Source organism: Tepidimonas sediminis, from assembly GCF_007556605.1.
GTDB lineage: Bacteria > Pseudomonadota > Gammaproteobacteria > Burkholderiales > Burkholderiaceae_C > Tepidimonas > Tepidimonas sediminis.
Map to the genome: position 1 here is coordinate 138,049 of NZ_VJND01000001.1, position 24,883 is coordinate 162,931.

23 protein-coding genes are annotated in these 24,883 nt (G+C 71.3%); 10 read left to right on the forward strand and 13 right to left on the reverse strand.

Translation table 11 applies throughout. The annotated features are described in order from the left end of the window. The first annotated feature begins 201 nt into the window (after positions 1-201). The 6 genes from Tsedi_RS00685 to Tsedi_RS00710 all read left to right on the forward strand — a co-directional run bounded on the left by Tsedi_RS00685 (position 202) and on the right by Tsedi_RS00710 (position 7,684). Positions 202-1,977, forward strand: a complete 1,776-nt coding sequence (locus Tsedi_RS00685) for an acetolactate synthase 3 catalytic subunit (protein WP_143892594.1) — start codon at positions 202-204, stop codon at positions 1,975-1,977. Between the two features lie 122 nt (positions 1,978-2,099). Continuing rightward, a complete protein-coding gene (gene ilvN, locus Tsedi_RS00690) occupies positions 2,100-2,591 on the forward strand; it encodes an acetolactate synthase small subunit (protein WP_143892596.1) in 492 nt (163 codons plus the stop codon). Between the two features lie 72 nt (positions 2,592-2,663). Further along, positions 2,664-3,680: a ketol-acid reductoisomerase gene (ilvC, locus tag Tsedi_RS00695; protein ID WP_143892598.1), complete on the forward strand. Its 1,017-nt coding sequence runs from the start codon at positions 2,664-2,666 to the stop codon at positions 3,678-3,680. Between the two features lie 123 nt (positions 3,681-3,803). Further along, positions 3,804-4,607 carry a CDP-diacylglycerol--serine O-phosphatidyltransferase gene (gene pssA / locus Tsedi_RS00700; RefSeq protein WP_143892600.1) on the forward strand — a complete coding sequence of 268 codons (804 nt, stop codon included), beginning with the start codon at positions 3,804-3,806 and terminating at the stop codon, positions 4,605-4,607. A 237-nt stretch (positions 4,608-4,844) separates the two neighbouring features. Beyond that, positions 4,845-6,386, forward strand: coding sequence for a 2-isopropylmalate synthase (locus tag Tsedi_RS00705; protein WP_143892602.1), 1,542 nt, complete (start codon positions 4,845-4,847; stop codon positions 6,384-6,386). Between the two features lie 173 nt (positions 6,387-6,559). After that, positions 6,560-7,684 (forward strand): serine hydrolase, encoded by a 1,125-nt coding sequence (locus Tsedi_RS00710; protein ID WP_143892603.1) that lies wholly within the window; start codon positions 6,560-6,562, stop codon positions 7,682-7,684. A 45-nt stretch (positions 7,685-7,729) separates the two neighbouring features. Here the strand turns inward: Tsedi_RS00710 and Tsedi_RS00715 are convergent, their stop codons facing one another. From Tsedi_RS00715 to nth, 4 genes are read right to left on the reverse strand one after another with little or no spacing between them, the layout of a single operon-like run. Beyond that, positions 7,730-8,554: an IclR family transcriptional regulator gene (locus Tsedi_RS00715; protein ID WP_143892605.1), complete on the reverse strand. Its 825-nt coding sequence runs from the start codon at positions 8,552-8,554 to the stop codon at positions 7,730-7,732. A 38-nt stretch (positions 8,555-8,592) separates the two neighbouring features. Further along, positions 8,593-9,324: an arginyltransferase gene (locus Tsedi_RS00720; RefSeq protein WP_143892607.1), complete on the reverse strand. Its 732-nt coding sequence runs from the start codon at positions 9,322-9,324 to the stop codon at positions 8,593-8,595. Next, on the reverse strand, positions 9,321-10,091 hold the full coding sequence (gene aat, locus Tsedi_RS00725) for a leucyl/phenylalanyl-tRNA--protein transferase (protein WP_143892609.1): 771 nt from the start codon (positions 10,089-10,091) through the stop codon (positions 9,321-9,323). Before aat ends, Tsedi_RS00720 begins: the two co-directional genes overlap by 4 nt. Further along, on the reverse strand, positions 10,088-10,795 hold the full coding sequence (nth, locus tag Tsedi_RS00730) for an endonuclease III (RefSeq protein ID WP_143892611.1): 708 nt from the start codon (positions 10,793-10,795) through the stop codon (positions 10,088-10,090). Before nth ends, aat begins: the two co-directional genes overlap by 4 nt. Positions 10,796-10,894: 99 nt before the next feature. Between nth and Tsedi_RS00735 the strand changes: the two genes are divergently transcribed. Beyond that, positions 10,895-12,088: an aminotransferase-like domain-containing protein gene (locus tag Tsedi_RS00735; RefSeq protein ID WP_143893030.1), complete on the forward strand. Its 1,194-nt coding sequence runs from the start codon at positions 10,895-10,897 to the stop codon at positions 12,086-12,088. 185 nt (positions 12,089-12,273) lie between these two features. On the opposite strand, the gene Tsedi_RS00740 is transcribed toward Tsedi_RS00735, so the two are convergent. Then, positions 12,274-12,828, reverse strand: coding sequence for a redoxin family protein (locus tag Tsedi_RS00740; protein ID WP_143892613.1), 555 nt, complete (start codon positions 12,826-12,828; stop codon positions 12,274-12,276). A gap of 56 nt (positions 12,829-12,884) precedes the next feature. Between Tsedi_RS00740 and Tsedi_RS00745 the strand changes: the two genes are divergently transcribed. After that, positions 12,885-14,255 carry a TrpB-like pyridoxal phosphate-dependent enzyme gene (locus Tsedi_RS00745; RefSeq protein WP_143892615.1) on the forward strand — a complete coding sequence of 457 codons (1,371 nt, stop codon included), beginning with the start codon at positions 12,885-12,887 and terminating at the stop codon, positions 14,253-14,255. A gap of 102 nt (positions 14,256-14,357) precedes the next feature. On the opposite strand, the gene serB is transcribed toward Tsedi_RS00745, so the two are convergent. From serB to mfd, 5 genes are read right to left on the reverse strand one after another with little or no spacing between them, the layout of a single operon-like run. Continuing rightward, complete coding sequence (gene serB / locus Tsedi_RS00750) at positions 14,358-15,074, reverse strand: phosphoserine phosphatase SerB (protein ID WP_143892617.1); 717 nt, start codon at positions 15,072-15,074, stop codon at positions 14,358-14,360. Then, positions 15,071-15,430 (reverse strand): type II toxin-antitoxin system PemK/MazF family toxin, encoded by a 360-nt coding sequence (locus tag Tsedi_RS00755; protein ID WP_143892619.1) that lies wholly within the window; start codon positions 15,428-15,430, stop codon positions 15,071-15,073. The genes serB and Tsedi_RS00755 overlap by 4 nt, the downstream gene beginning before the upstream one ends. Then, positions 15,427-15,657, reverse strand: coding sequence for a DUF2281 domain-containing protein (locus tag Tsedi_RS00760; protein ID WP_185970528.1), 231 nt, complete (start codon positions 15,655-15,657; stop codon positions 15,427-15,429). Before Tsedi_RS00760 ends, Tsedi_RS00755 begins: the two co-directional genes overlap by 4 nt. Positions 15,658-15,709: 52 nt before the next feature. Next, positions 15,710-16,363, reverse strand: coding sequence for a YitT family protein (locus tag Tsedi_RS00765; protein WP_143892624.1), 654 nt, complete (start codon positions 16,361-16,363; stop codon positions 15,710-15,712). 18 nt (positions 16,364-16,381) lie between these two features. Then, a complete protein-coding gene (gene mfd / locus Tsedi_RS00770) occupies positions 16,382-19,867 on the reverse strand; it encodes a transcription-repair coupling factor (RefSeq protein ID WP_143892626.1) in 3,486 nt (1,161 codons plus the stop codon). Positions 19,868-19,895: 28 nt separating this feature from the next. Here mfd and ispD point away from each other — a divergent pair, with 28 nt between their 5' ends. Beyond that, positions 19,896-21,098 (forward strand): 2-C-methyl-D-erythritol 4-phosphate cytidylyltransferase, encoded by a 1,203-nt coding sequence (gene ispD / locus Tsedi_RS00775; RefSeq protein WP_246099126.1) that lies wholly within the window; start codon positions 19,896-19,898, stop codon positions 21,096-21,098. 13 nt (positions 21,099-21,111) lie between these two features. Here ispD and Tsedi_RS00780 read toward each other — a convergent pair whose 3' ends face one another. Continuing rightward, entirely contained in the window at positions 21,112-22,416 is a 1,305-nt protein-coding gene (locus Tsedi_RS00780) for a sensor histidine kinase (protein ID WP_143892627.1), read from the reverse strand. Next, a complete protein-coding gene (gene ompR / locus Tsedi_RS00785; RefSeq protein ID WP_143892629.1) occupies positions 22,413-23,135 on the reverse strand; it encodes an osmolarity response regulator transcription factor OmpR in 723 nt (240 codons plus the stop codon). The genes Tsedi_RS00780 and ompR overlap by 4 nt, the downstream gene beginning before the upstream one ends. Positions 23,136-23,340: 205 nt before the next feature. On the opposite strand from ompR, the gene Tsedi_RS00790 reads away from it, so the two are divergent. After that, positions 23,341-24,063, forward strand: coding sequence for an SIMPL domain-containing protein (locus Tsedi_RS00790; RefSeq protein WP_143892631.1), 723 nt, complete (start codon positions 23,341-23,343; stop codon positions 24,061-24,063). Positions 24,064-24,088: 25 nt separating this feature from the next. Here the strand turns inward: Tsedi_RS00790 and Tsedi_RS00795 are convergent, their stop codons facing one another. Beyond that, on the reverse strand, positions 24,089-24,859 hold the full coding sequence (locus tag Tsedi_RS00795) for a 3-hydroxybutyrate dehydrogenase (protein ID WP_143892633.1): 771 nt from the start codon (positions 24,857-24,859) through the stop codon (positions 24,089-24,091). Positions 24,860-24,883: the final 24 nt, after the last annotated feature.

A 24,883-nucleotide genomic window follows, 5' to 3' on the forward strand; every position in this document is an offset into this window, starting at 1 on the left:
CGGGAGGGCAGAGTCGGTCACGACGCGGGGTTTTGGTGCGATAATGCAGCAGACATTATCCATGCAGCCCGAAACGGGCCCCGGTCGGCGGTGAAGTCGCCATGGCCGCAGGGTCCTAAGTCCCGAGGCCGCCTCACGAGGGCGCGTCATCCGAGGGGCACCGGAGGTTCTTCGTCAGAGAAAAACTGGAAGGTTCACATCATGAAGATTTCCCAACCCGAACTGGTCTCGGCCGCCGCGGCCTCGCGCGCGTCCGCCGAGGAGCTGATGGGCGCCGACATCCTGGTGCGCTGCCTGCAGGCCGAGGGCGTGGAGTACGTCTGGGGTTATCCCGGCGGCGCGGTGCTCTACATCTACGACGCGCTCTACAAGCAGGACGCGATCCAGCACATCCTGGTGCGCCACGAGCAGGCCGCGGTGCACGCGGCCGACGGCTACGCACGCGCCACCGGCAAGGTCGGCGTGGCGCTGGTCACCAGCGGCCCGGGCGTGACCAACGCGATCACCGGCATCGCCACGGCCTACATGGACTCGATCCCGATGGTGATCATCACCGGGCAGGTGCCCACGCACGCCATCGGACAGGATGCATTCCAGGAGTGCGACACGGTGGGCATCACGCGCCCGATCGTCAAGCACAATTTCCTGGTCAAGGACGTGCGCGACCTGGCGCTGACGATCAAGAAGGCGTTCCACATCGCGCGCACCGGCCGCCCCGGCCCGGTGGTGGTCGACATCCCGAAGGACGTCTCGTTCAAGAAGACCGCCTTCACCGGCTATCCGGAGTCGGTGACGATGCGCTCCTACAACCCGGTGCGCAAGGGACATGGCGGCCAGATCCGCAAGGCGCTGCAGCTGCTGCTCAGCGCCAGGCGGCCCTACATCTACACCGGCGGCGGCGTGATCCTGGGCGACGCGGTGGCCGAGCTGCGCGAGCTGGTGGATCTGCTGAACTTCCCGGTCACCAACACGCTGATGGGGTTGGGGGCGTTTCCGGCCACCGACCGGCGCTTCCTCGGGATGCTGGGCATGCACGGCACCTTCGAGGCCAACAACGCGATGCAGCACTGCGACGTGCTGCTGGCGGTGGGGGCGCGCTTCGACGACCGCGTCATCGGCAACCCGCGCCACTTCGCGCAGGTCGAGCGCAAGATCATCCACATCGACATCGACCCCTCCAGCATCTCCAAGCGCGTCAAGGTCGACGTGCCGATCGTCGGCGACGTCAAGGAGGTGCTCACCGAGCTGATCGGCATGCTGCGCGAGGCCGGCCGCCGCCCCGACGAGCAGGCGTTGGCGCAGTGGTGGGCGACCATCGAGGGCTGGCGCGCGCGCGACTGCCTGAAGTACGACCGCCACAACACCGAGGTCATCAAGCCGCAGTACGTCATCGAGACGCTGTGGAACCTGACCAAGGACGACGACGTCTACATCACCTCCGACGTCGGCCAGCACCAGATGTGGGCGGCGCAGTTCTACAAGTTCGACCGCCCGCGGCGCTGGATCAACTCCGGCGGGCTGGGCACGATGGGAGTGGGCATCCCGTACGCCATGGGCATCAAGATGGCGCGCCCCGAGGCCGAGGTGTTCTGCGTCACCGGCGAGGGCTCGGTGCAGATGTGCATCCAGGAGCTGTCGACCTGCCTGCAGTACAACACACCGATCAAGATCCTGTCGCTCAACAACCGCTACCTCGGCATGGTGCGGCAGTGGCAGGAGATCGAATACTCCGGCCGCTACAGCCACTCCTACATGGACGCGCTGCCCAACTTCGTCAAGCTGGCCGAGGCCTACGGGCACGTCGGCCTGCTGGTGGAGCGGCCGCAGGACGTCGAGCCGGCGCTGCGCGAGGCGCGGCGCCTGAAGGACCGCACGGTGTTCATCGACTTCCGCACCGACCCGACCGAGAACGTCTGGCCGATGGTGCAGGCCGGCAAGGGCATCACCGAGATGCTGCTCGGCAGCGAGGACCTGTGACCGCGCGCCCGCGGGCCGCGCCCTGCCCGGGGGCGGCGGCCCGCCAGCGAGGAATCTATTGACCGCCGAGCCCGCCCCTTACCGGGGGCGGGGGAGGGCGGCCGAAAAGAGGAATCCGATCCATGAAGCACATCATCGCCGTTCTGCTGGAAAACGAGGCCGGAGCCCTGTCGCGCGTCGTCGGGCTGTTCTCGGCGCGGGGCTACAACATCGAGTCGCTCACCGTCGCCCCCACCGAGGATCCGTCGCTGTCGCGCATGACGATCCAGACCACCGGCTCCGACGACGTCATCGAGCAGATCACCAAGCACCTCAACCGCCTGATCGAGGTCGTCAAGGTCGTCGACCTGACCGAGGGTGCCTACACCGAGCGCGAGCTGATGCTGGTCAAGGTGCGCGCCGTCGGCAAGGAGCGCGAGGAGATGAAGCGCATGGCCGACATCTTCCGCGGCCGCATCATCGACGTCACCGACAAGAGCTACACGATCGAGATCACCGGAGACCAGGGCAAGTGCGACGCCTTCCTGCAGGCGATCGACCGCAGCGCCATCCTGGAGACGGTGCGCACCGGCGCCTGCGGCATCGGCCGCGGCGAGCGCATCCTGCGCGTCTGAGCGCGGCGGCCACGCCGCCGGTGTGCGGCCGCGCCATCCCCCTTTTTCGTTGACCCCCGAAGGACCGAACCCATGAAAGTCTTCTACGACAAGGATTGCGACCTGAGCCTGATCAAGGGCAAGACCGTGGCCATCATCGGCTACGGCAGCCAGGGGCACGCGCACGCGCAGAACCTCAACGACAGCGGCGTCAAGGTCATCGTCGGCGTGCGCAAGGGCGGCCCGTCGTGGGCCAAGGCCGAGAAGGCCGGCCTGACGGTGATGGAGGTGGCCGACGCCGTGCGCGCCGCCGACGTGGTGATGATCCTGCTGCCCGACGAGCAGATCGCCGACGTCTACCGCACGCAGGTCGAGCCCAACATCCGCCAGGGCGCCTCGCTGGCGTTCGCGCACGGCTTCAACGTGCACTACAACCAGGTGGTGCCGCGCGACGACCTGGACGTCTGGATGGTGGCGCCGAAGGCCCCCGGCCACACCGTGCGCAGCACCTACCTGCAGGGCGGCGGCGTGCCGCATCTGGTGGCGGTGCATCAGGATCGCTCCGGCAAGGCGCGCGACCTGGCGCTGTCCTACGCCATGGCCAACGGCGGCGGCAAGGCCGGCATCATCGAGACCACCTTCAAGGAAGAGACCGAGACCGACCTGTTCGGCGAGCAGGCGGTGCTGTGCGGCGGCGCGGTGGAGCTCGTCAAGGCGGGCTTCGAGACGCTGGTGGAGGCCGGCTACTCGCCCGAGATGGCCTACTTCGAATGCCTGCACGAGTTGAAGCTCATCGTCGACCTGATGTACGAGGGCGGCATCGCCAACATGAACTACTCGATCTCCAACAACGCGGAGTTCGGCGAGTACGTCACCGGCCCCGAGGTCATCAACGAGCAGTCGCGCGCGGCGATGAAGCGGGCGCTGGAGCGCATCCAGAACGGCGACTACGCCAAGATGTTCATCCTGGAAGGCCGTACCGGCTACCCGAGCATGACGGCGCGCCGGCGCAACCTGGCCGCGCACCCGATCGAGCAGGTGGGCGCCAAGCTGCGCGCGATGATGCCCTGGATCGCGAAGAACAAGCTGGTCGACCAGACGCGCAACTGAGCGGCGCGCGCCCGCCGGGCGCCGTGATGCATGACGGCGACAGCGCGGCGGGGGCGCTACACTTGCGAGCCGGGTGCGGCCGCCGGCAGGCGCCGCGCCCGCTCGACCGTTTGCTGCGAGGGCATGTTGGACACCGCGGACACCCCTGTCGCCGCCGAGCCGCCGCGCCGGCCCAAGGGCATCTACCTGCTGCCCAACCTGGTCACGCTGGCGGCGCTGTTCGGCGGCTTCTACGCCATCGTGATGGCGATGAACGGCCGCTACGACCTGGCCACCAGCGGCATCTTCGTCGCCATGGTGCTCGACAGCCTGGACGGCCGCATCGCGCGCCTGACGCACACGCAAAGCGCCTTCGGCGAGCAGATGGACTCGCTGTCGGACATGGTCTCGTTCGGCGCCGCGCCGGCGCTCGTGGCCTACGAGTGGGCGCTGCGTGACCTGGGGCGGTGGGGCTGGATCGCGGCGTTCGTCTACTGCGCCTGTGCGGCGCTGCGGCTGGCGCGCTTCAACGTCAACACGCACGTGGTGGACAAGCGCTACTTCCAGGGGCTGCCGTCGCCGGCGGCGGCGGCGCTGGTGGCCGGCTTCATCTGGCTGGCCACCGACGCCGGGCTCGACGGCGACGGATTGCAGTGGCCGCTGTTTGCGCTGACGCTGTACGCCGGGCTGACGATGGTGACCAACGTGCCGTTCTACAGCTTCAAGGATCTGAGCCTGAAGCGCAGCGTGCCGTTCGCGACGCTGGTGGCCATCGCGCTGGGCATCGCCGTCATCAACATCCATCCGCCGACGGTGCTGTTCGCGCTGTTCGTGCTGTACGGCCTGTCGGGCTACGCGGTCTACGCGGTGCGCAAGGCCAAGGGCAAGCCGGCAAGCGTGCTGTCCACTTCCACCGACGAGCCCGACGAGCGCGGGCTGCACGAGTGAGCGCCGCAGCGGCATGCGCGCCGTGCCCGCGCACGGCCGCGAGCCTTGTGCTACAGTCACCGCCATGGTTCGCGTTGTGTCGCCGCTGCTGCTAGCGCTGCCCCCGGGCGGGCAGGTGGACTAGCGCGCGCAACCCGACCACCGACGGCCCGCATGCCTTGCCGCTGCGGGCCGTTCGTTTTGTCCCCCGCGGCAGGCGCCGGCCCCTCCCACTGACCCGAACCGGAGCGTTGAGCCATGACCGACAAGCTGATCATCTTCGACACCACGCTGCGCGACGGCGAGCAGTCGCCCGGCGCCTCGATGACCAAGGAGGAGAAGCTGCGCATCGCGCGCCAGCTCGAGCGCCTGCGCGTCGACGTGATCGAGGCGGGCTTCGCGGCCAGCTCCAACGGCGACTTCGAGGCCGTCAAGGCCATCGCCGACACGATCAAGGATTCCACCGTGTGCTCGCTGGCGCGCGCCAACGACCGCGACATCGCCCGCGCGGCCGAGGCGCTCAAGGGCGCGCAGCGTGCGCGCATCCACACCTTCATCGCCACCAGCCCGCTGCACATGGAAAAGAAGCTGCGCATGACGCCGGACCAGGTGTACGAGCAGGCGCGGCTGGCCGTGCGCTATGCGCGCAACCTGTGCCCGGACGTCGAGTTCAGCCCCGAGGACGGCTACCGCAGCGAGATCGACTTCCTCTGCCGCGTGCTGGAGGCGGTGATCGACGAGGGCGCCACGACGATCAACATTCCCGACACGGTCGGCTACGCGATCCCCGAGCTCTATGGCGAGTTCATCCGCACGCTGCGCGAGCGCATTCCGAATTCGGACAAGGCGATCTGGAGCGTGCACTGCCACAACGACCTGGGCATGGCGGTGGCCAACTCGCTGGCCGGCGTCAAGATCGGCGGTGCGCGCCAGGTCGAGTGCACCATCAACGGCCTGGGCGAGCGCGCCGGCAACTGCGCGCTGGAGGAGGTGGTCATGGCCGTCAAGACGCGGCGCGACTACTTCGGACTCGAGGTCGGCATCGACACCACGCAGATCGTGCCGGCCAGCCGCCTGGTCTCCCAGACCACCGGCTTCGTCGTGCAGCCGAACAAGGCCGTGGTGGGGGCCAACGCGTTCGCGCACGCCAGCGGCATCCACCAGGACGGTGTGCTCAAGGCGCGCGACACCTACGAGATCATGCGTGCCGAGGACGTGGGCTGGAGCGCCAACAAGATCGTGCTGGGCAAGCTGTCGGGCCGCAACGCCTTCAAGCAGCGCCTGCAGGAGCTCGGCATCGTGATGGAGTCGGAGTCGGAGCTCAACGCGGCGTTCGCCAAGTTCAAGGAGCTTGCGGACCGCAAGGCCGAGATCTTCGACGAAGACATCATCGCTCTGGTGGGCGACGAAAGCGTCACGCCGGAGAAGGAGCGCTACGCGCTGGTGTCGCTGTGGCAGCATTCCGAGACCGGTGAGCGGCCGCATGCGCGCGTGGTCTTCACGATCGATGGCAGGGAGTACGTCGGCGAGGCCGACGGCAACGGCCCGGTGGATGCCAGCATCAAGGCCATCGAGTCGCACGTCAAGAGCGGCGCGGAACTGCTGCTGTACTCCGTCAACGCCATCACCAGCGGCTCCACCGAGTCGCAGGGCGAGGTGACGATCCGGCTGCAGCACGGCGGGCGCGTGGTCAACGGCGTGGGCGCCGATCCGGATATCGTCGTGGCCTCGGCCAAGGCCTATCTGGCGGCGCTGACCAAGCTGCACAGCCAGGTCGAGCGCGTCGCCGCCCAGGGCTGACGGCCGCCGGCGCGACGCCGGTCGTGGAGCCGCCGGTGGGCGCGGTGGACGGCGCGGGGGGCCGAGCTGCGCCGCCGGATCAAAAAAGTGCGCCAAGAGGCTGTGGCGCTTGACGTTTCGGGAGGCTTCGCCCGTATACTGCGGCCTGCACCGTACCGAGCGGAGACGCCACGATGACCCCGAAGCTCTCCCGCACGCTGCGCCCCGCGCTGGCGGCGCTGTTGATGGCGGCCATGGCGCTGCCGCTGCTGCCCAGCGCCGAGGCCGCGCAGCGGCAGGCCAAGCCGGCCGCCAGCGCCCAGAAGAAGGCCGCCAGCCTGAAGAGGAAGGTGGCCAAGGCGCCGGCGCGTCCGCGCCTCCAGCCGGCGCCGACCGCGCGGGTGGTCAAGGCGGCGGCACCGCGGCGCGAGGCGGCCGTGCCGGCGCAGGCCGGCGGCGCGCCGGCGGCCGCAGGGGCTGCGCTGGCTGCCGGGTCGGCCTGGGCCGGGGCCGGCGACGGCGAGGAGGTGACCTGGTTCCACGAGGGGTTGCGCCTGCATTCCAACGCGGTGCTGGTGCTGGATGCCGACACCAACGCGGTGCTGCTCAACAAGAACGATGATGCGGTGCTGCCGATCGCCTCGCTGACCAAGCTGATGACGGCGCTGGTGGTGGTGGATGCCGGCCTGCCGATGGACGAGGTGCTCACGATCACCGACGACGACGTCGACCGCCTCAAGGGCAGCGGCTCGCGGCTGGCGGTGGGCACGCGGCTGACGCGCGCCGAGGCGCTGCACCTGGCGCTGATGTCCAGCGAGAACCGCGCCGCCCACGCGCTCGGGCGCACCTACCCCGGCGGTGTCGGCGCGTTCGTGGCGGCGATGAACAACAAGGCGCGCGAGCTGGGGCTGGAGCAGACCCGCTTCGTCGAGCCCACGGGGCTGTCGAGCGACAACCGCTCCAGCCCGCGCGATCTGGCGCGGCTGGTGCAGGTGGCCTCGACGCGGCCGCTGCTGCGCGAGCTCAGCGTCTCGCCGCAGTACGCGCTGGACGACGGCCGCCGTGTGGTGCACTACCGCAACAGCAACAAGCTGGTGCGGGAAAGCGACTGGGACATCCTGCTGCAGAAGACCGGCTACATCCGCGAGGCCGGCCGCTGCGTGGCCATGCAGGTGCGGCTGGCCGGACGCAACGTCATCATGGTGCTGATGAACGCCGGCAACTCGGCGGCGCGCTGGGCCGACGCCGAGACGCTGCTGCAGTGGCTGCAGCGCTCGCTGGTCGGCAGCGCCCCGTCGGGGGCGGCGCCACGTCTCTGACCCGGCGCGCGCTGCCGTGCGGGGTGGCGCCGGCCTGCCCGGGGCTCAGGTCCGGGGGGTGGAGCCGCCGGCGGCAGACGTGGCGGGCCGGTAGCCGAGCGCGGCGCTGATCTGCGCGGCGGTGGCCTGCAGCTTGGCGATCCAGCCCTCGTCGATACGGTCGGCCGGCGCCGAGATCGACAGTCCCGCCACCAGCCGCCCTTGGTCATCGTAGATGCCGGCGGCCATGCAGCGCACCCCCGGCTCCAGCTCCTCGTTGTCGCGCGCGATGCCCAGGCGGCGGCACTGCGCCAGCTCGCGCTCCAGCGCGGCCAGCTGCGTGATGCTGTTGGGGGTGTTGCCGGCCAGCCCCGTGCGGGTGGCGTAGGCGCGCAGGCGCTGCGGATCCTCCTGCGCCAGAAACAGCTTGCCCACCGAGGTCAGGTGCAGCGGCGCGCGCCCGCCGATGGCGCGCACCACCTGCATGCCGGAGCGCTCGCTGTAGGCGCGTTCGATGTAGACGATTTCGTCGCCCTGTCGCACCGAGAGGTTGACCGGCTGCTGGATCTGGCGGTGCAGCTCGCGCATCGGTGCCAGCGCCACCTCGCGCACGTCCAGCCGCGCCTTGACGAGGTTGCCCAGCTCCAGCAGGCGCAGGCCGAGCCGGTAGACCCCGGACTGCGGCCGCTCGACGAAGCCGCCCAGCGCCAGGTCATGCAGGATGCGGTGCGTGGTGGAGGGGTGCAGCCCGGTGGCCTCGGCCAGGGTCTTCAGCGGGACTGGTTCGTCGTGCGCGGCCAGCACGTCCAGCAGCGCGAAGGCGCGCTCGAGCACCTGCACGCTGGGGCGGGTGGACGTCGCCGCGGAAGCGGGTGTCTTCGGGCGGGGCACGTCCGCATTTTACCTGACGAAACGCCGTTGCGGCGCCATCAGGGCACGAGCTGCCAGCGCCCGTCGCGCAGGATCTCGTGCGGGCGGAAGCGCTCCTTGTAGGCCATCTTGTCGCTGGTCTCGATCCAGTAGCCGAGGTAGACGTAGGGCAGCTGCAGCTCGCGCGCCTGGTCGATCTGCCACAGGATCGCGTAGGTGCCGAGCGAGCCGGGCCAGTCCGGCTCGTAGAACGTGTAGACCGCCGACAGGCCATCGTCCAGGATATCGATCAGCGACACCATCAGCAGCCGGCCACCCTGCGCCGCCGGGGCGCGGAATTCGACCAGACGCGAGTTCACGTGGCTCTGCAGCAGGAACTGGCTGTACTGCTCGACGTCGTCCTGGTCCATGCCGCCGCCGGGATGCCGCCGCCGCTGGTAGCGCAGGTAAAGCGCGTAGTGCTCCGGCGCGTAGCCGAGCCGCATCACGCGCACCTGCAGGTCGGCGTGGCGGCGCCAGACGCGGCGCTGCGTGCGGTCCGGGCGGAAGTCGCTGGCGCGGATGCGCAGCGGGATGCAGGCACGGCAGCCGTCGCAGTAGGGCCGGTAGGTGAACAGGCCGCTGCGGCGAAACCCGCTGGCCACCAGCCGCGAGTAGATCTCACCGCGGATCAGGTGGCTGGGGGTGGCCACCTGCGACCGCGCGGTGCGCCCGGGCAGGTAGCTGCACGGGTAGGGCGCCGTGGCGTAGAACTGCACGGCGGTCAGGGGCAGATCCTGCAGGCGGGTCACGGCGTGGCGACGGACAGTGGCGCATGCGGCCACAACGCGTTCCAGTATAGGGGGTCGAAGTGCCAGACCGGTGCTGGCCGCTCGATGGCCTGCCGCAGCGCACGGACAAAGTCCGCGCGCGGCTGCGGCGCCGCCCCCAGGGAGGCCAGGTGCGCGGTCTGCTGCTGGCAGTCGATCAGTTCCACGCCCCAGACGCGGCAGGCGGCCACCAGCGCCGCCAACGCCATCTTGGAGGCATCGCGGCGATGGGTGAACATCGACTCACCGAACACCGCCTGCCCCAGGTTGACCAGGTACAGCCCGCCGACCAGCACGCCGTCCCACCAGGTCTCGACGCTGTGCGCGTGACCGGCGCGGTGCAAGGCACGGTAGGCGGCCTGCATCGCCGGCACGATCCACGTGCCGTCCTGCCCGGGGCGCGGGGTGCTGGCGCAGGCGGCGATGACGGCGTCGAACGCGGTGTCGATGCGGATCTCCAGCCGCCCCTGGCGCAGCGCCGCGCGCAGCGCCTTGCGCAGCGAATCGTGCAGGCGAAAGCGCGCCGGCTGCAGCACCATGCGCGGATCGGGGCTCCACCACAGGATCGGCTGCTCCGGGCCGTACCACGGGAAGATGCCGTGCGCGTAGGCGCGCACGAGCGTGTCGACGTCCAACGCCCCTCCTGCGGCCAGCAGCCCCGGCACCGGGTCACCGGGCCCCCACGCCTGCTCCACCGGCGGAAAGGGCTCGCCCGGCTCCAGCCAGGGCAGGGGTCGGCGCGCGCTCATCGGGACGGCCCGTTCGAGCCGGAATCCGAAGCACCGCTGCGGGCCGTGGCACGGCGGCGCGGCGGCGCGGCCTTGGCCTGCGCGCAGGCGTGGTCGCACCACGCGGCCACCGGGCACGCACCGCACTTGGGCGCGCGCGCGGTGCAGGTGTAGCGGCCGTGCAGGATCAGCCAGTGGTGCGCGTCGCGCAGGAAGCGCGCGGGCACCCGCTGCAGCAGCCCCTGCTCGACCTGCAGCGGCGTCCTGCCGGGGGCCAGGCCCGTGCGGTTGGCGACGCGAAAGATGTGCGTGTCCACCGCCATCGTCGGCTCGCCGAAGGCGACGTTGAGCACCACGTTGGCGGTCTTGCGGCCGACGCCGGGCAGGGCTTCCAGATCCTCGCGGCGGCGCGGCACCTGGCCGCCGTGGCGCTGCAGCAGCAGGCGGCAGGTCTCGATCACGTGGCGCGCCTTGCTGCGGTACAGCCCGATGGTGCGGATGTGCGCTTCCAGCCCCTCCTGCCCGAGCGCCAGGATCGCCTGCGGCGTGTTGGCGATGGGGAACAGCCGCCGCGTGGCCTGGTTGACGCTGCGGTCGGTGGCCTGGGCGCTGAGCATCACGGCCACGAGCAGCTCGAACACGCTCGTATACTCGAGTTCGCTTTGCGGCTGAGGCCGCTCGGCCTGCAGCGCCGAGAAGAAGGCTTCGATGTCGCGCGGTTTCATGACCCAGATGGCGGCGCCGGGCCCCACGGGGCTGCGGCGCCTTCGCATGCACGTGCCTTGCAAGGATACGCGATGACGGATCACGCGCCCGCCTCCCCGGTGCGGCTGGCCGAGCGGCTGGCCAACGTCGAGACCTCGGCGATCCGGGAACTGTTCAAGCTGCTGGGCAAGCCCGGCATCATCAGCTTCGCCGGCGGCTTTCCGGATGCGGCGCTGTTCGACGTCGAGGGCATCCGCGAGGCGACGCTGGCGGCGCTGGCGGCCAACCCGGGCGCGGCGCTGCAGTACGGCGCCACCGAGGGGTTCGATCCGCTGCGCGAGCAGCTCGCCGCCTTCATGGCCGCCAAGGGCGCGCGCGGCGTGGCGCCCGGCGACCTGATCGTGACCACCGGCAGCCAGCAGGCGCTGGACCTGATCGGCAAGACGCTCGTCTCGCCGGGCGACACGGTGATCGTCGAGGCGCCGACGTTTCTGGCCACCATCCAGTGCTTCCGCCTCTACGGTGCGCAGCTGCTGACGGTGCCGGTGGACGGGCAGGGCGCGGACGTGGAGGCGCTGGAGCGCCTGATCGAGCAGCACCGGCCCAAGTTCGTCTACCTGATCCCGACGTTCGGCAACCCGAGCGGGGCGCAGATGAGCCTGGAGCGCCGCCGCCGCGTGCTGGAGCTGGCGGTGCGCACGCGCACGCTGGTGGTGGAGGACGACCCGTACGGCGACCTGTACTTCGACGTCCCGCCGCCGCCGAGTCTGCTGGCCTTGAGCCACGAGGTGCCGGGCAGCCGGGCGTGCCTCGTGCACTGCGGCAGCCTGAGCAAGGTGCTCTCGCCCGGACTGCGCATCGGCTGGATGGTGGCCCCGCCCGAGCTGCTGGCCAAGGCGACGATGTGCAAGCAGTTCAGCGACGCGCATACCAGCACCTACGCGCAGGCCACCGCGGCGCAGTATCTGGCCAGCGGCCGCATGCCGGCGACGCTGGAGCGCGTGCGCGGCATCTACGCCCGCCGCGCCGCGGCGATGGTGGAGGCGCTGCGGCAGGAGCTGGGCGCGGCGATCGACTTCGTGCCGCCGCGCGGCGGGCTGTTCGTCTGGGCGCGGCTGACCGGCGCGAACGGCAAGACGGCCGATGGCGGGGAACTGGCCCGCCGGGCGATCGAGCAGGGCGTGGCCTTCGTGCCGGGAGCGCCGTTCTTCGCCCGCGACCCTGATCCGGCGACGCTGCGGCTGAGCTTCGCGACGGTGGACGAGGATCGCATCCGCGAGGGGGTGCGGCGGCTGGCGGCGGCCTTGGGCTGAAAGGTGCGCGGGGATGGTTCAGGCCATCTTCTTCAAGACCGTGGCCCTCGTGGTCGGGGTCATGGTGCTTTGGGCCGGTGCCATCGTGCTGGGCCGATGGTTGGGTGGGCGGTGGGCCCGCACTCCCGCTTCCCGTGATGCGCTGTCCAAACTCATCGCCGTCGTGCTTTTTGCCGCCTCAGTGCTTATTTTTCTTCGCTTGACCACCACAGCGTGGTCGCCCACAGCCTGAGCCGCATGCCGACGCCGGTGGTGTAGCCGACGGTGACGTGGCGCAGGCGGTCGCCGGCGTCCAGCACCGCGAACACCGGCACCGAGCGCCAGCCGTGCGCGGCGGCCAGGCGCCCGTCGGCGTCCAGCACCGTGACCCACGGCAGGCCGCGCTGGCGCAGGTAAGCGCGCACGGTGGCCGCATCGCCGCTGCGAGTGGCCAGCGTCACCACCGGGCGGTCGGCCGCCAGCGCGGTGACGGTGCCTTCCTCGGCGCGGCAGATGCCGCACCAGGTGGCCCAGACGTGCAGGGCCAGCGGCGAATCGGCTCCGGCGCCGAGCTGCGCGCGCAGGTCGGCCCAGCTGCCGCGGCCCTCGGTGCCGTCCGGCAGCAGCCACGCCAGCGTCCCTTCGGGCGCCCACTGCTGCGGCGTGGCGCGCGTCAGCCACGCCTGCACCCCCAGGAAAACCCCGAGCGCCAGCGTCAGGGTGATCGAAGCTTCGCGTACAAAATGGCGGATGCGGCCCATGGCGCCATTGTGCCCGGCCACCCCCCACCGTATCCGAGCCTCTAGGAGATCCCCCCGTGACGACGCCGACCAAGTTCCTGCTGCAGGAAAGCCAGATGCCCAAGTACTGGTACAACATCGCCGCGGACCTGCCCAAGGCCCCGCCGCCGGTGCTGCACCCGGGCACGCTGCAGCCGGTCGGCCCGGACGATCTGGCGCCGCTCTTTCCGATGGAGCTGATCCTGCAGGAGGTCAGCACCGAGCGCGAGATCGAGATCCCCGAGCCGGTGCGCGAGATCTACCGCCTCTGGCGGCCCAGCCCGCTGTTTCGCGCCCACCGGCTGGAAAAGGCCTTGGGCACGCCGGCCAAGATCTTCTACAAGTACGAGGGCGTCAGCCCCGCCGGCAGCCACAAGCCCAACACCGCCGTGCCGCAGGCGTTCTACAACGCGCAGGCTGGCACGAAGCGTCTGACCACCGAGACCGGCGCCGGCCAGTGGGGCACGTCGCTGTCGTTCGCGGGGCAGCTGTTCGGGCTGGAGGTGCTGGTGTTCCAGGTGCGCGTCAGCTACGACCAGAAGCCCTACCGCCGCGCGGTGATGGAGACCTACGGCGCGCGCTGCCTGCCGTCGCCCTCCACCGAGACCGAGTACGGCCGGCGCGTGCTGGCGCAGCGGCCGGACCACCCGGGCAGCCTCGGCATCGCGATCTCCGAGGCGGTGGAGCTGGCCGCGCAGCGCGAGGACACCAAGTACGCGCTCGGCTCGGTGCTCAACCACGTGCTGCTGCACCAGACCGTCATCGGCCTGGAGGCGATGGAGCAGCTGCAGATGGCCGACGCCTGGCCGGACGTGATCGTCGGCGCCACCGGCGGCGGCAGCAACTTCGCCGGCATTGCCTTCCCGTTCATCGGCCATGCGCTGCGCGGCGGGGCGCGGCCGCGCGTGGTGGCGGTGGAGCCGGCCGCCTGCCCGTCGCTGACGCGCGGCAAGTACGCCTACGACTTCGGCGACACGGCGCACCTGACGCCGCTGACCAAGATGCATACGCTGGGCTCGACCTTCACGCCGCCGCCGTTCCATGCCGGCGGGCTGCGCTACCACGGCATGGCGCCGCTGGTGTCGCACCTGAAGGAGCTGGGCCTGATCGAGGCGGTGGCCTACACGCAGACGCAGTGTTTCGAGGCCGGCGTGCTGTTCGCGCGCTGCGAGGGCATCGTGCCGGCGCCGGAGGCCAACCACGCCGTCAAGGGCGCGATCGAGGAGGCGCTGCGCTGCAAGCGCGAGGGCAGGAGCGAGACGATCCTGTTCAACCTGTGCGGCCACGGCCACTTCGACATGGCCGCGTACCAGAAATACTTCGCCGGCGAGCTCAAGGACGAGACCTACGACGAGCGCGAGCTGGCGATGGCGCTCGCGGGCCTGCCGAGCGTGCCGGAGCCGGTGTGAGAAACACGTGGGTCGGCATCCGATGGGTGACCGGCCCGCGGGCCGAAGATCATGCCAATCGGAAAGTTGGCTTTCCGATTGGCACGGAAAACGGCGGGTCGCTCAGGGCCGCACGACTTCGAGCAGCCGATCCAGCCCGCCCATGTCGATGGCGATGTGCGCTTGCTCGCGCACCTTCGGCTTGGCGCGGTAGGCCACCGCCAGGCCCGCCGCGGCCATCATCTCGAGGTCGTTGGCGCCGTCGCCCATCGCGATGGCCTGTTCGGGCGTGCAGCCGATCAGGTCGCACGCCTGCAGCAGGGTGCGGCGCTTCTCGGCGCCGTCGCAGATGTCACCCCAGTGCTGGTCCAGGAGCCGGCCGGTCAGGCGGCCGTCGACGATTTCCAGCCTGTTGCTGCGCGCGAAGTCCAGCGCCAGCCGCTCGCGCAGACGGTCGGTGAAGAAGGTAAAGCCCCCGCTGACGAGCAGCACCTTCAGGCCCGCCCCCTTGCACGCCAGCACCAGCTCGGCCGCGCCGGGGTTGAGCTTGAGGCGCTGGCGATACACGTCCTCCAGGTGCTGCACCGGCACGCCGGCCAGCAGCGCCACGCGGCGGCGCAGGCTTTCCTTGTAGTCGGTGATCTCGCCGCGCATCGCGGCCTCGGTGATGGCGGCGACCTCGGCCTTGCGCCCGGCGGCGTCGGCGATCTCGTCCACGCACTCGATGTTGATCAGCGTGGAGTCCATGTCGAAGGCGATCAGCCGGAAGTCGCGCAGGCGCAGCGGCGGCGTGATGCCCCGCACCGCGAGGCCGGGGGCGATGTCGGTCAGTGGGGTCATGACAGGGGTGGTTCTTGGAGGATCCAGCGGGCCAGCCGCTGGCGCATGCGTTGCAGCCGGGCGGGCGCGACGGCACCCAGCGCGCCTGCCAGCGTGGCGCCCTCGACCACCGCCAGCCGCGACAGCCGTGCCATGCTCGGGGCCTTCAGGCCGGTGTCGGCGAAGTCCGGGTCGGTGGGCAGGATCGGTTCATCCAGATCCGGTTCAGCCTGGTGCAGGCGGGAGGTGACCATGCAGACCAGCCAGTCGTCAAAACGGCTGGAGGCGCGGCGCAGCAGCAGGACGGGCCGCAGCTTGCCGGGGGCAAGGACGGTCTGGGCAAGGCGCAGCAGGGCGATCTGACCGGGCCGCTTCATGCCCAGCGTTCCCGCAGGTCGCACTCGTCGTACGTCACGGGATCATCATCCGAGCTCATGGCCTGCTGCGCCAGCATGGCCTGATCCTCCACACTCCAGTCGGGCACGGTACCACTCCGCAGCCTGCGCCGCGCGAGCAGGAACTCGACGAAGTCGATGACCTCCACCTGCGCATCGGCGGGCAGCGTCTGAAATCGCTCCAGCAGTCGCTCGGCAAGGGTGGTCATGATCGTCGTGGCCCGAGGTCTTTGACGCCTGAATTCTACGGGGCCCACCGGATCAGTAGGCCACATAGCGTCCGGGCTTGTGGTTGATGGCCAGTGTCAGGTTCATCAGCGCCGCGCCGAGCACCGACAGCAGCAACTGCAGCGGGCCGACCCAGGGGATGGCCGCCAGCAGGATGGCGGCGTCGATGGCCAGCTGCACCACGCCGGCGCGCCAGCCGTAGCGCTCCTGCAGCCACAGCACCAGGGTGTTGAAGCCGCCGAGGCTGGCCCGGTGGCGGAACAGGATGATGAAGCCCACCCCGATCAGCAGCCCGCCGGCCACGGCGGCAAACCAGGGGTTGAGCGCGCCGATGACGATCCAGCGCGGCATGACCTCGGTGAACGCGGCCAGCAACCCCACCGCCAGCACCGTCTTGAGCGTGAACGCCCGCCCCATGCGCACCCAGGCCAGCGCGTAGAACGGCAGGTTGATCGCGAACACCAGCGCGCCGAACGGCCAGCCGCTGGCGTAGTGCAGCACGAACGCCAGCCCCACCGTGCCGCCGGTGACGAAGCCGGCGTGGCGAAACAGCACCAGGCCCAGCGCGACGAGCAGCGTGCCGGTCAGCAGCGCCTGGGCGTCGTCGAACCAGGTGTGGCGGTCGGGTGGAAACGGCACGTCGGCGCAGGCCCCAGGGGCGGCGGCGGGGGACGGCGGGATCGTCATCGCGCAGTGCCTCTTGCATCAGGCGGCAGCGGTGGCCGGCAGCAGGTGGCGCAGCACGTCGCGAACGAGTTGCACGCGGTCGCGCACCTCGGGCAGCGCACGCTCCAGCTTCAGCCGGTCCTGCCCGGCCAGCTTGACGTGGCGGTTCTTCTGCACCAGCTCGATGATGCGCATGGGGTCGATCGGCGGGTTGGGGCCGAAGGTGATCAGCACGTGGCTGGGCGCGGCGTCGATCTTGACGACGCCGCAGCGCTGCGCCAGCAGCCGCAGCCGGTGCACGTCGATCAGGTTGGCCGCCGCCGGCGGCAGCTTGCCGAAGCGGTCGACGATCTCCTCCACCAGCGCCTCCAGCTGCTCGGGGCCCTTGGCGGTGGCCAGCTTCTTGTAGAAGCTCAGCCGCAGGTGCACGTCGCCGCAGTAGTCCTGCGGCAGCAGGGCCGGGGCGTGCAGGTTGATCTCGGTGGTGGCGCTCAGGGGCTTGAGCAGGTCGGGCTCGCGCCCCTCGCGCAGCGCGCGCACCGCTTCGGCCAGCATCTCGTTGTAGAGCTGAAAGCCGATCTCGGTGATGTTGCCGCTTTGCGCCTCGCCCAGCACCTCGCCGGCGCCGCGGATCTCCAGGTCGTGCATCGCGAGGTAAAAGCCGCTGCCGAGTTCCTCCATCTGCTGGATCGCCTCCAGCCGCTGCGCGGCCTGCTTGGTCAACCCTTGCAGGTCCGGCACCAGCAGGTAGGCATAGGCCTGGTGGTGGCTGCGGCCGACCCGCCCGCGCAGCTGGTGCAGCTGCGCCAGGCCGAACTTGTCCGCACGGCTGATGACGATGGTGTTGGCGGTGGGCACGTCGATGCCGGTCTCGATGATGGTGGAGCACAGCAGCAGGTTGAAGCGCTGGGCGACGAAGTCGCGCATCACGCGCTCCAGCTCCCGCTCCGGCATCTGGCCGTGGGCGATGGCGATGCGCGCCTCCGGCAGCAGCTGCTCCAGCTGGGTGCGGCGGTTCTCGATCGTTTCCACTTCGTTGTGCAGGAAGTAGACCTGCCCGCCGCGCTTGAGCTCGCGCAGCACCGCCTCGCGGATGACGCCGGCGTTTTCCTCGCGCACGAAGGTCTTGATGGCCAGCCGCCGCTGCGGCGCGGTGGCGATCACCGACAGATCGCGCAGCCCCTCCAGCGCCATGCCGAGCGTGCGCGGGATGGGGGTGGCCGTCAGCGTCAGCACGTCCACCTCGGCGCGCAGCGCCTTGATGGCCTCCTTGTGGCGCACGCCGAAGCGGTGCTCCTCGTCGATGATCAGCAGCCCCAGGTTCTTGAAGCGGGTCTTCTCCGACAGCAGCTTGTGCGTGCCGACCACGATGTCGATGCTGCCGTCCTCCAGACCCTTGAGCGCCGCGGCGGTTTCCTTGGCGGTGCGGAAGCGGCTCAGCTCGGCGATGCGCACCGGCCACTTGGCAAAGCGATCTTTGAGCGTCTGGTAGTGCTGCTCGGCCAGCAGCGTGGTCGGCGCGAGGAACGCCACCTGCTTGCCGTCCATCACCGCCACGAACGCGGCGCGCAGCGCCACCTCGGTCTTGCCGAAGCCCACGTCGCCGCAGACCAGGCGGTCCATCGGCCGCGGGCTGACCATGTCCTGGATGACGGCGTGGATGGCGGCGCGCTGGTCCGGGGTCTCCTCGAACCCGAAGTCGTTGGCGAACGCCTCGTAGTCCTTGGCGTCGAAGCGGAAGGCATGGCCCTGGCGCGCGGCGCGGCGCGCGTAGACGTCGAGCAGCTCGGCGGCGGTGTCGCGCACCTGCTCGGCGGCCTTGCGGCGGGCCTTGTCCCACTGGCCGCTGCCCAGGCGGTGCAGCGGCGCCTCCTCGGCGCTCACCCCGGTGTAGCGGCTGATCAGGTGCAGCTGCGCCACCGGCACATACAGCGTCGCCCCCTGCGCGTATTCGAGGTGCAGGAACTCCTGCAGCGCCGGCGTGCCGTCGGGATTCTTCTCGCCGAGGTCGAGGTTGACCAGGCCCCGGTAGCGCCCGATGCCGTGCTGCGCGTGCACCACCGGATCACCCGGCTGCAGCTCGCTCAGGTCCTTGATCAGGGCCTCGACGTCGCTGACCTGCTCCTGCTTGCGGCGGCGGCGCACGCTGGGGCCGGCGGCGAACAGCTCGGTCTCGGTGACGAACTCCAGCCCTTCCTGCAGCCACGCGAAGCCCGCGGCCAGCGGCGCGGTGGCGATGCCCAGGCGTGCCTGCGACTGGCGGAAGGACTCCAGATCGTCGAACGCCGGCGGATCGAGGTGGCTGGCGCGCAGCACGTCGAGCAGGCTTTCGCGCCGGCCGTCGCTGTCGGCCAGGATCAGCACCCGCGCCGCGGTACGCGCCAGGTGGTCCTTGAGCCGCTGCAGCGGTTCTTCCGCCCCGCGCTGCACGGTCAGGTCCGGCAGCCGGCCGATCACCTGGCCCCACGTGCCCTGCGCCTGCTCGATGCCGCCCGGGCGCAGCGCCCACTGGGGGTGGGCGTTGGCCAGGCGCCAGAACCCCTCCGCGTCGAGGAACAGCGCCTGCGGCGGCAGCACCGGCCGCTCCGGGTCGCCCTGCGCCAGGCGGTGGCGCTCGCGCGTATCGTCCCAGAAGCGCTGGATCGCCGCATCGACCTCGCCGTGCAGCGCCAGCGTCACCTGAGCGCCCAGGTAGTCGAACACCGTGGCGGTCTCGTCGAAGAAGAGCGGCAGGTAGTACTCGATGCCGGCGCCGGCCACGCCGTTGGCGATGTCCTTGTAGAGGCGGCTGCGCGTCGGATCACCCTCCAGCAGCTCGCGCCAGCGGGCGCGGAAGCGCGCCCGCGCCGCCTCGTCGAGCGGAAATTCGCGTCCGGGCAGCAGCCGCACCTCGGGCACCGGATACAGGCTGCGCTGGCTGTCGGGGTCGAAGGCGCGGATCGAGTCGATCTCGTCGTCGAAGAGGTCGATGCGGTAAGGCAGCGCCGCCCCCATCGGGTAGAGGTCGATCAGGCCGCCACGCACCGCGTACTCGCCGGGACTGGCCACCTGCGTGACGTGCTGGTAGCCGGCCATGACCAGCTGCTCGCGCAGCCGCGCCTCGTCGAGCTTCTGCCCGGTGCGGAACTGGAACGTGTAGGCCGCCAGGAACGACGGCGGCGCCAGGCGGTAAAGCGCCGTGGAGGCCGGCACCAGCACCACGTCGACGCCGTCGTCGGCGCGCCGGCCCTGCAGGATGCGCCACAGCGTGGCCAGCCGCTCGGAGATCAGGTCCTGGTGCGGCGAGAAGGTGTCGTACGGCAGCGTCTCCCAGTCCGGAAACAGCGCGCAGCGCAGCCCCGGCTCGAAGAACGGCAGCTCCCCCAGCAGCCGCTGGGCGTCGGCGGCGTCGGCGCAGACGATCGCGGTCAGCCGCCCGACGTCGCGCTCGCGCGCGGCCAGCCGCGCCAGCAGCAGCGCATCGGCGCTGGGGGGCGGGCACGGCGACTGGAAACGGTGACCGGGAGTGAGGCGCGGCAGATCCATGAGGGGCGACATTCTAGAATCGCCGGCCATGACGACGATGGCGACCGAGACGCCGGCGCGCGCGCGCTGCTGGGCGCTGGTGCCGGCGGCCGGCAGCGGACGGCGGGCCGGGCTGGCGCAGCCCAAGCAGCACCAGATGCTGGCGGGCCGGCGTGTGCTCGACCACACGCTGGCGGCGTTGCAGGCGGTGCCGGGGCTGGACGGCGTGGCGGTGGTGCTGGCGCCGGACGACACGAGCGGCTGGCAACCGCCGCCGGGCGTGCACGTCTGGCGCGTGGGCGGCGCCACGCGCGCGGCCAGCGTGCTGGCGGGCTTGCGGCAGTGGGCCGCCCACGGTGCGCGCGACGACGACTGGGTGCTGGTGCACGACGCGGCGCGCTGCCTGCTGCGGCCGCAGGACGTGCAGCGGCTGATCGAGGCGTGCCGCCACGATGCGGTCGGCGGGTTGCTGGCGGTGCCGCTGGCCGACACCCTGAAGGAAGAGGGCACGGATGGCCGCGTCGCCGCCACCCGGCCGCGCGAGGGGCTGTGGCAGGCGCAGACGCCGCAGATGTTTCGCCTCGGTCTGCTGCGCCGGGCGCTGCAGGCGTGCGAGGCGGCGGACTTCGACGGCATCACCGACGAGGCCAGCGCCGTCGAGCGGCTGGGGCTGCCGCCCCGGCTCGTGCCGGGCCACCCCGGCAACGTCAAGCTGACCTATCCGGAGGATTTCGCGATGGCCGAGGCCTGGCTGCGCGGGCAGGCGCCGGCGCCCCAGTGGCGTGTCGGCGAAGGCTGGGACGTCCACGCGCTGGTGCCCGGCCGGCCGCTGGTGCTGGGCGGCGTGACGATCCCGTTTGACAAGGGGCTGCTCGGCCACTCCGACGCCGATGCGCTGCTGCACGCGATCACCGACGCGCTGCTGGGCGCGGCCGGGCTGGGCGACATCGGCACGTGGTTTCCCGACCACGACGAGCGCTGGCGCGGCGCCGATTCGGCCCGCCTGCTGGACGAGGCGGCCGCGCAGGTGCGCGCGCGCGGCTGGCAGCCGGTCAACGTGGACGCCACCGTGGTGGCGCAGGCGCCGCGGCTGGCGCCGCACCGCGCGGCGATGCAGGCGCGCATCGCCGCGACGCTGGCGCTGCCACCGGAGGCGGTCAACGTCAAGGCCAAGACCGCCGAGCGGCTGGGGCCGGTGGGGCAGGGGCTGGCGATCGAGGCGCGTGCGGTGGTGCTGCTGCAGCGCGGCTGACGCGGCGTCCCCGTCATGCCGCCGGCAGGTGCAGCGTCGCCTCCAGCCCGCCGCCCTCGGCCAGCGCCAGCGTCAGACGCCCGCCCAGGCGCTCGGCGCCGCGGCGCACGATCGCCAGCCCCAGCCCGCTGCCGGGCGTGGTGCGGGCCGCCTCGGCGCGGTAGAACGGCTCGGTCAGGCGCGGCAGCACTTCCACCGGCACGCCGGGCCCGTGGTCGCGCACGCGCAGCCGCACCCAGCCCGGTTCGTCGCGGGCCGCCTCGATCTCCAGATGCACCGTGCCATCGGCGCTGCGACCGTGGCGCACGGCGTTTTCCAGCAGATTGGTCAGGATGCGCAGCAGCACCGTGGCATCGGCGCGCACGTGCAGGTCATCGGCGACGCGCACATTCAGCGCGACATCGCCGCGCGCGCGGTAGGGCGCGGCGGCACGCTCCAGCGCCGGCCCCAGCGCCAGCGCTTCGGTCTGCAGCGGCCGCTCGCGCGCGAAGTCGAGGAACTGGCCGAGGATGGCGTCGACCTCGGCGACGTCGTCGGCCATGCGGCTGCGCGTGGCCGCATCCGGAACGCCCAGCTCGATCTCCAGCCGCAGCCGCGCCAGCGGCGTGCGCAGGTCGTGCGAGATGCCGGCCAGCATCAGCCGCCGGTCGGCCTCCGAGCGCGCCAGCCGCGCCGCCATCGCGTTGAAGGCGTGGTTGACGCTGGCGATCTCCCGTGTGGGCTGGCTTTCGTCCAGCCGGGCGCCGTCGAAGTCGCCCTCGCCGACGCGGCGCGCGGCCTGGGCGAGCTGCTGCAGCGGGCGGTTGATCACGCGCGTGATCAGCACCGCACCCAGCAGCGACAACCCCAGCGCGGTGGCGCCCCACACCAGCCACGTGCGCCCCTGCACGCCGGCCAGGCGCGAGGGGTCGGCCAGCAGCCAGTACTTCTCGTCCTCGATGGCGAAGCCGATCCACAGGCCGTCGAAGCCGTTGACCTCGCGCGCCACGACGGTGCCGGGGCCGAGCCTGTCCTGCAGCGCCTGCGCCACGCGCGCGCCCAGCGTGCCGGGCGGGTAGGGCTGGTGTTCGTCGCCGTCGTCGCGCACGGCGATGCGCACGTTTTCCTCGTCGACCAGCGTCTTGACCAGCGCCACGCGCGCGATCGGGTCGGTGTAGATGAGCGCCGCGCGCGTCAGGTTGACCAGCGAGGCCAGCGCCTGCGCGCTCTGCAGCGCGCGCGGCTCCTGCTCCAGCGTGCGCAGCGCCTGGAACCACGCCAGCACCGACAACGCCAGCAGCCCGGCCAGCAGCAGGAAGTTGCGCCAGAACAGGCTCATCGGTCGTCCGGCACGAACATGTAGCCCACGCCCCAGACGGTCTGGATGTAGCGCGGGTTGGCCGGGTCGGGTTCGATGAGTTTGCGCAGGCGCGAGACCTGCACGTCCAGGCTGCGGTCGAACGGCTCGAACTCACGCCCGCGCGCCAGCTGGGCGAGTTTCTCGCGCGACATCGGCTGGCGCGGATGGCGCACCAGCGCCTTCAGCATCGCATACTCGCCGGTGGTCAGCGGCACGTCCTGGCTGTCGCGCAGCAGGCGCCGCCGTCCCAGGTCGAACGTGAACGGCCCGAACGTCACCACCGCCCCGTCGGCCGCGGCGGCTCCCGGCGCTTCTGGCGGGGGGCGGCGGCGCAGCACCGCGTGGATGCGCGCCAGCAGCTCGCGCGGGTTGAACGGCTTGGGCAGGTAGTCGTCGGCGCCCAGCTCCAGCCCGACGATGCGGTCGACGTCCTCACCCTTGGCGGTCAGCATGATGATCGGGGTGGCGTCGCCCGCCGCGCGCAGCCGGCGGCAGATGCTCAGGCCATCCTCCCCGGGCAGCATCAGGTCCAGCACGATCAGGTCGGCTGCCTCGCGCTGCAGCAGGCGGTCCAGGCGCGCGCCGTCCTCGGCCAGCAGCACGTCGAAGCCTTCCTGCGTCAGGTAGCGCTGCAGCAGCTCACGGATGCGGGCATCGTCGTCGACGACGATCAGGCGGGTCGGGCGGCGGTTCTGCATCGGGCAGCTTGCTCCAGGCCAGGGGTGAGCGGCCAGCATGCCGTGGCCGCGGCAGCGACAGTGATTGTGACGGCAAACCGGCGCAACACGTGCAACCATCGGTAACGCGGCGGATGCTTGGCGGGGGGATGTGGCAGACTGCCGGCGGCAGGGCGCGCGAGGCGGGCATGTCGCCGCGCTTGGTTGGCCGAGGAGGTGGAATCCCATGGAAACGCATCGCAGCGGGTTGATGGGGGTGGTGCTGCTGGTCGCGGCGCTGGCGGCGGGCACGGGGTCGGCGGCGGCCGGGCAGGGGGCCGCCGAGCCGGCGCGCCTGGTGCACCTGCAGGCGCAGGCCGAGCGGCGCCTGCCGCACGACTGGGTGGTGGTCACCTTGATGGCGCGCCAGCAGGGGGCGGAGGCCGCGGTGCTGCAGGCCCAGCTGGCGCAGGCGCTGCAGCAGGCGCTGGCGCAGCTGCGCCCGCATCAGCAACCGGGCGTGCTGGAGGTCGCCAGCGGCGCCTTCACCGTGCAGCCGCGCCTGGGCCGCGAAGGCCAGATCGTCGGCTGGCAGGGCAGTGCCGAGCTGCGTGTGCAGGGGCGCGACCTGGCGCGCCTGGCCGCCCTGGTGCAGGGGCTGCAGGGCCTGACGGTGAGTGGGGTGCGTCAGGAGCTGGCGCGCGAGACGCGGCGCGAGGCCGAATCCGCGCTGCGTCAGCAGGCCATCGAGGCCTTCCGACAGCAGGCCGACGAGGTGGCGCGGGCGTTCGGAGCGCGCGGCTGGACGCTGCGCGAGGCGCACGTCGGCGTGGCCACACCCAGCGAGCCACCGCCGCTGCGCGCGATGGCGCTGGCCGCAGGCGCCGAGGCCGGGGCGCCTCTGCCGCTGGAGCCTGGTCAGGCCTGGCTGCAGGTCACCGTCTCGGGCAGCGTGACCCTGCACCCGTGAGCACCGGGCGCGCCGTCGTGGCCGCTCACTGCGCCGCCCAGCCGCCGTCCATGTTCCAGGACACGCCGCGCACGTTGTCGCCCGCGGGCGAGCAGAAGAACACCGCGAGTTCGCCCAGCTCCTCGGGCGTGGTGAAACGCATCGAGGGCTCCTTTTCGCCCAGCAGCAGGCGCGTGGCCTCCTCGTTGCTGATGCCCAGCGCAGCGGCCTTGGCGTCGACCTGCTTCTGCACCAGCGGCGTCAGCACCCAGCCGGGGCAGATGGCGTTGCAGGTGATGCCGGTGGTGGCCGTCTCCAGCGCCACCACCTTGGTCAGGCCCACCAGCCCGTGCTTGGCTGCGACATAGGCCGACTTGTGCACCGAGGCCACCAGCCCGTGCACCGAGGCGACGTTGATGATGCGTCCCCAGCCGGCAGCGCGCATGGCCGGCAGCGCCAGACGGATGGTGTGGAACGCGCTGCTCAGGTTGATCGCCAGGATGGCGTCCCAGCGCTCGGGCGGGAACTCCTCGATCGGTGCCACGTGCTGGATACCGGCGTTGTTGACCAGGATGTCGACGCGACCGAAGCGGGCAGCCGCCGCACGCATCATGTCCTCGATCTCGGCCGGCTTGCTCATGTCGGCGCCGTGGTAGAGCACCGGTACGCCCAACGCCTCGATCTGGGTGCGCGCCCCCTCGACGTCGCCGAAACCGTTGAGCACGATGTTGGCGCCGCGCGCCGCCAGCGCCTTGGCGATCCCCAGCCCGATCCCGCTGGTCGATCCGGTCACCAGCGCCGTCTTGCCGTGCAGCATGCGTCGAACTCCTTGCGATCCGCT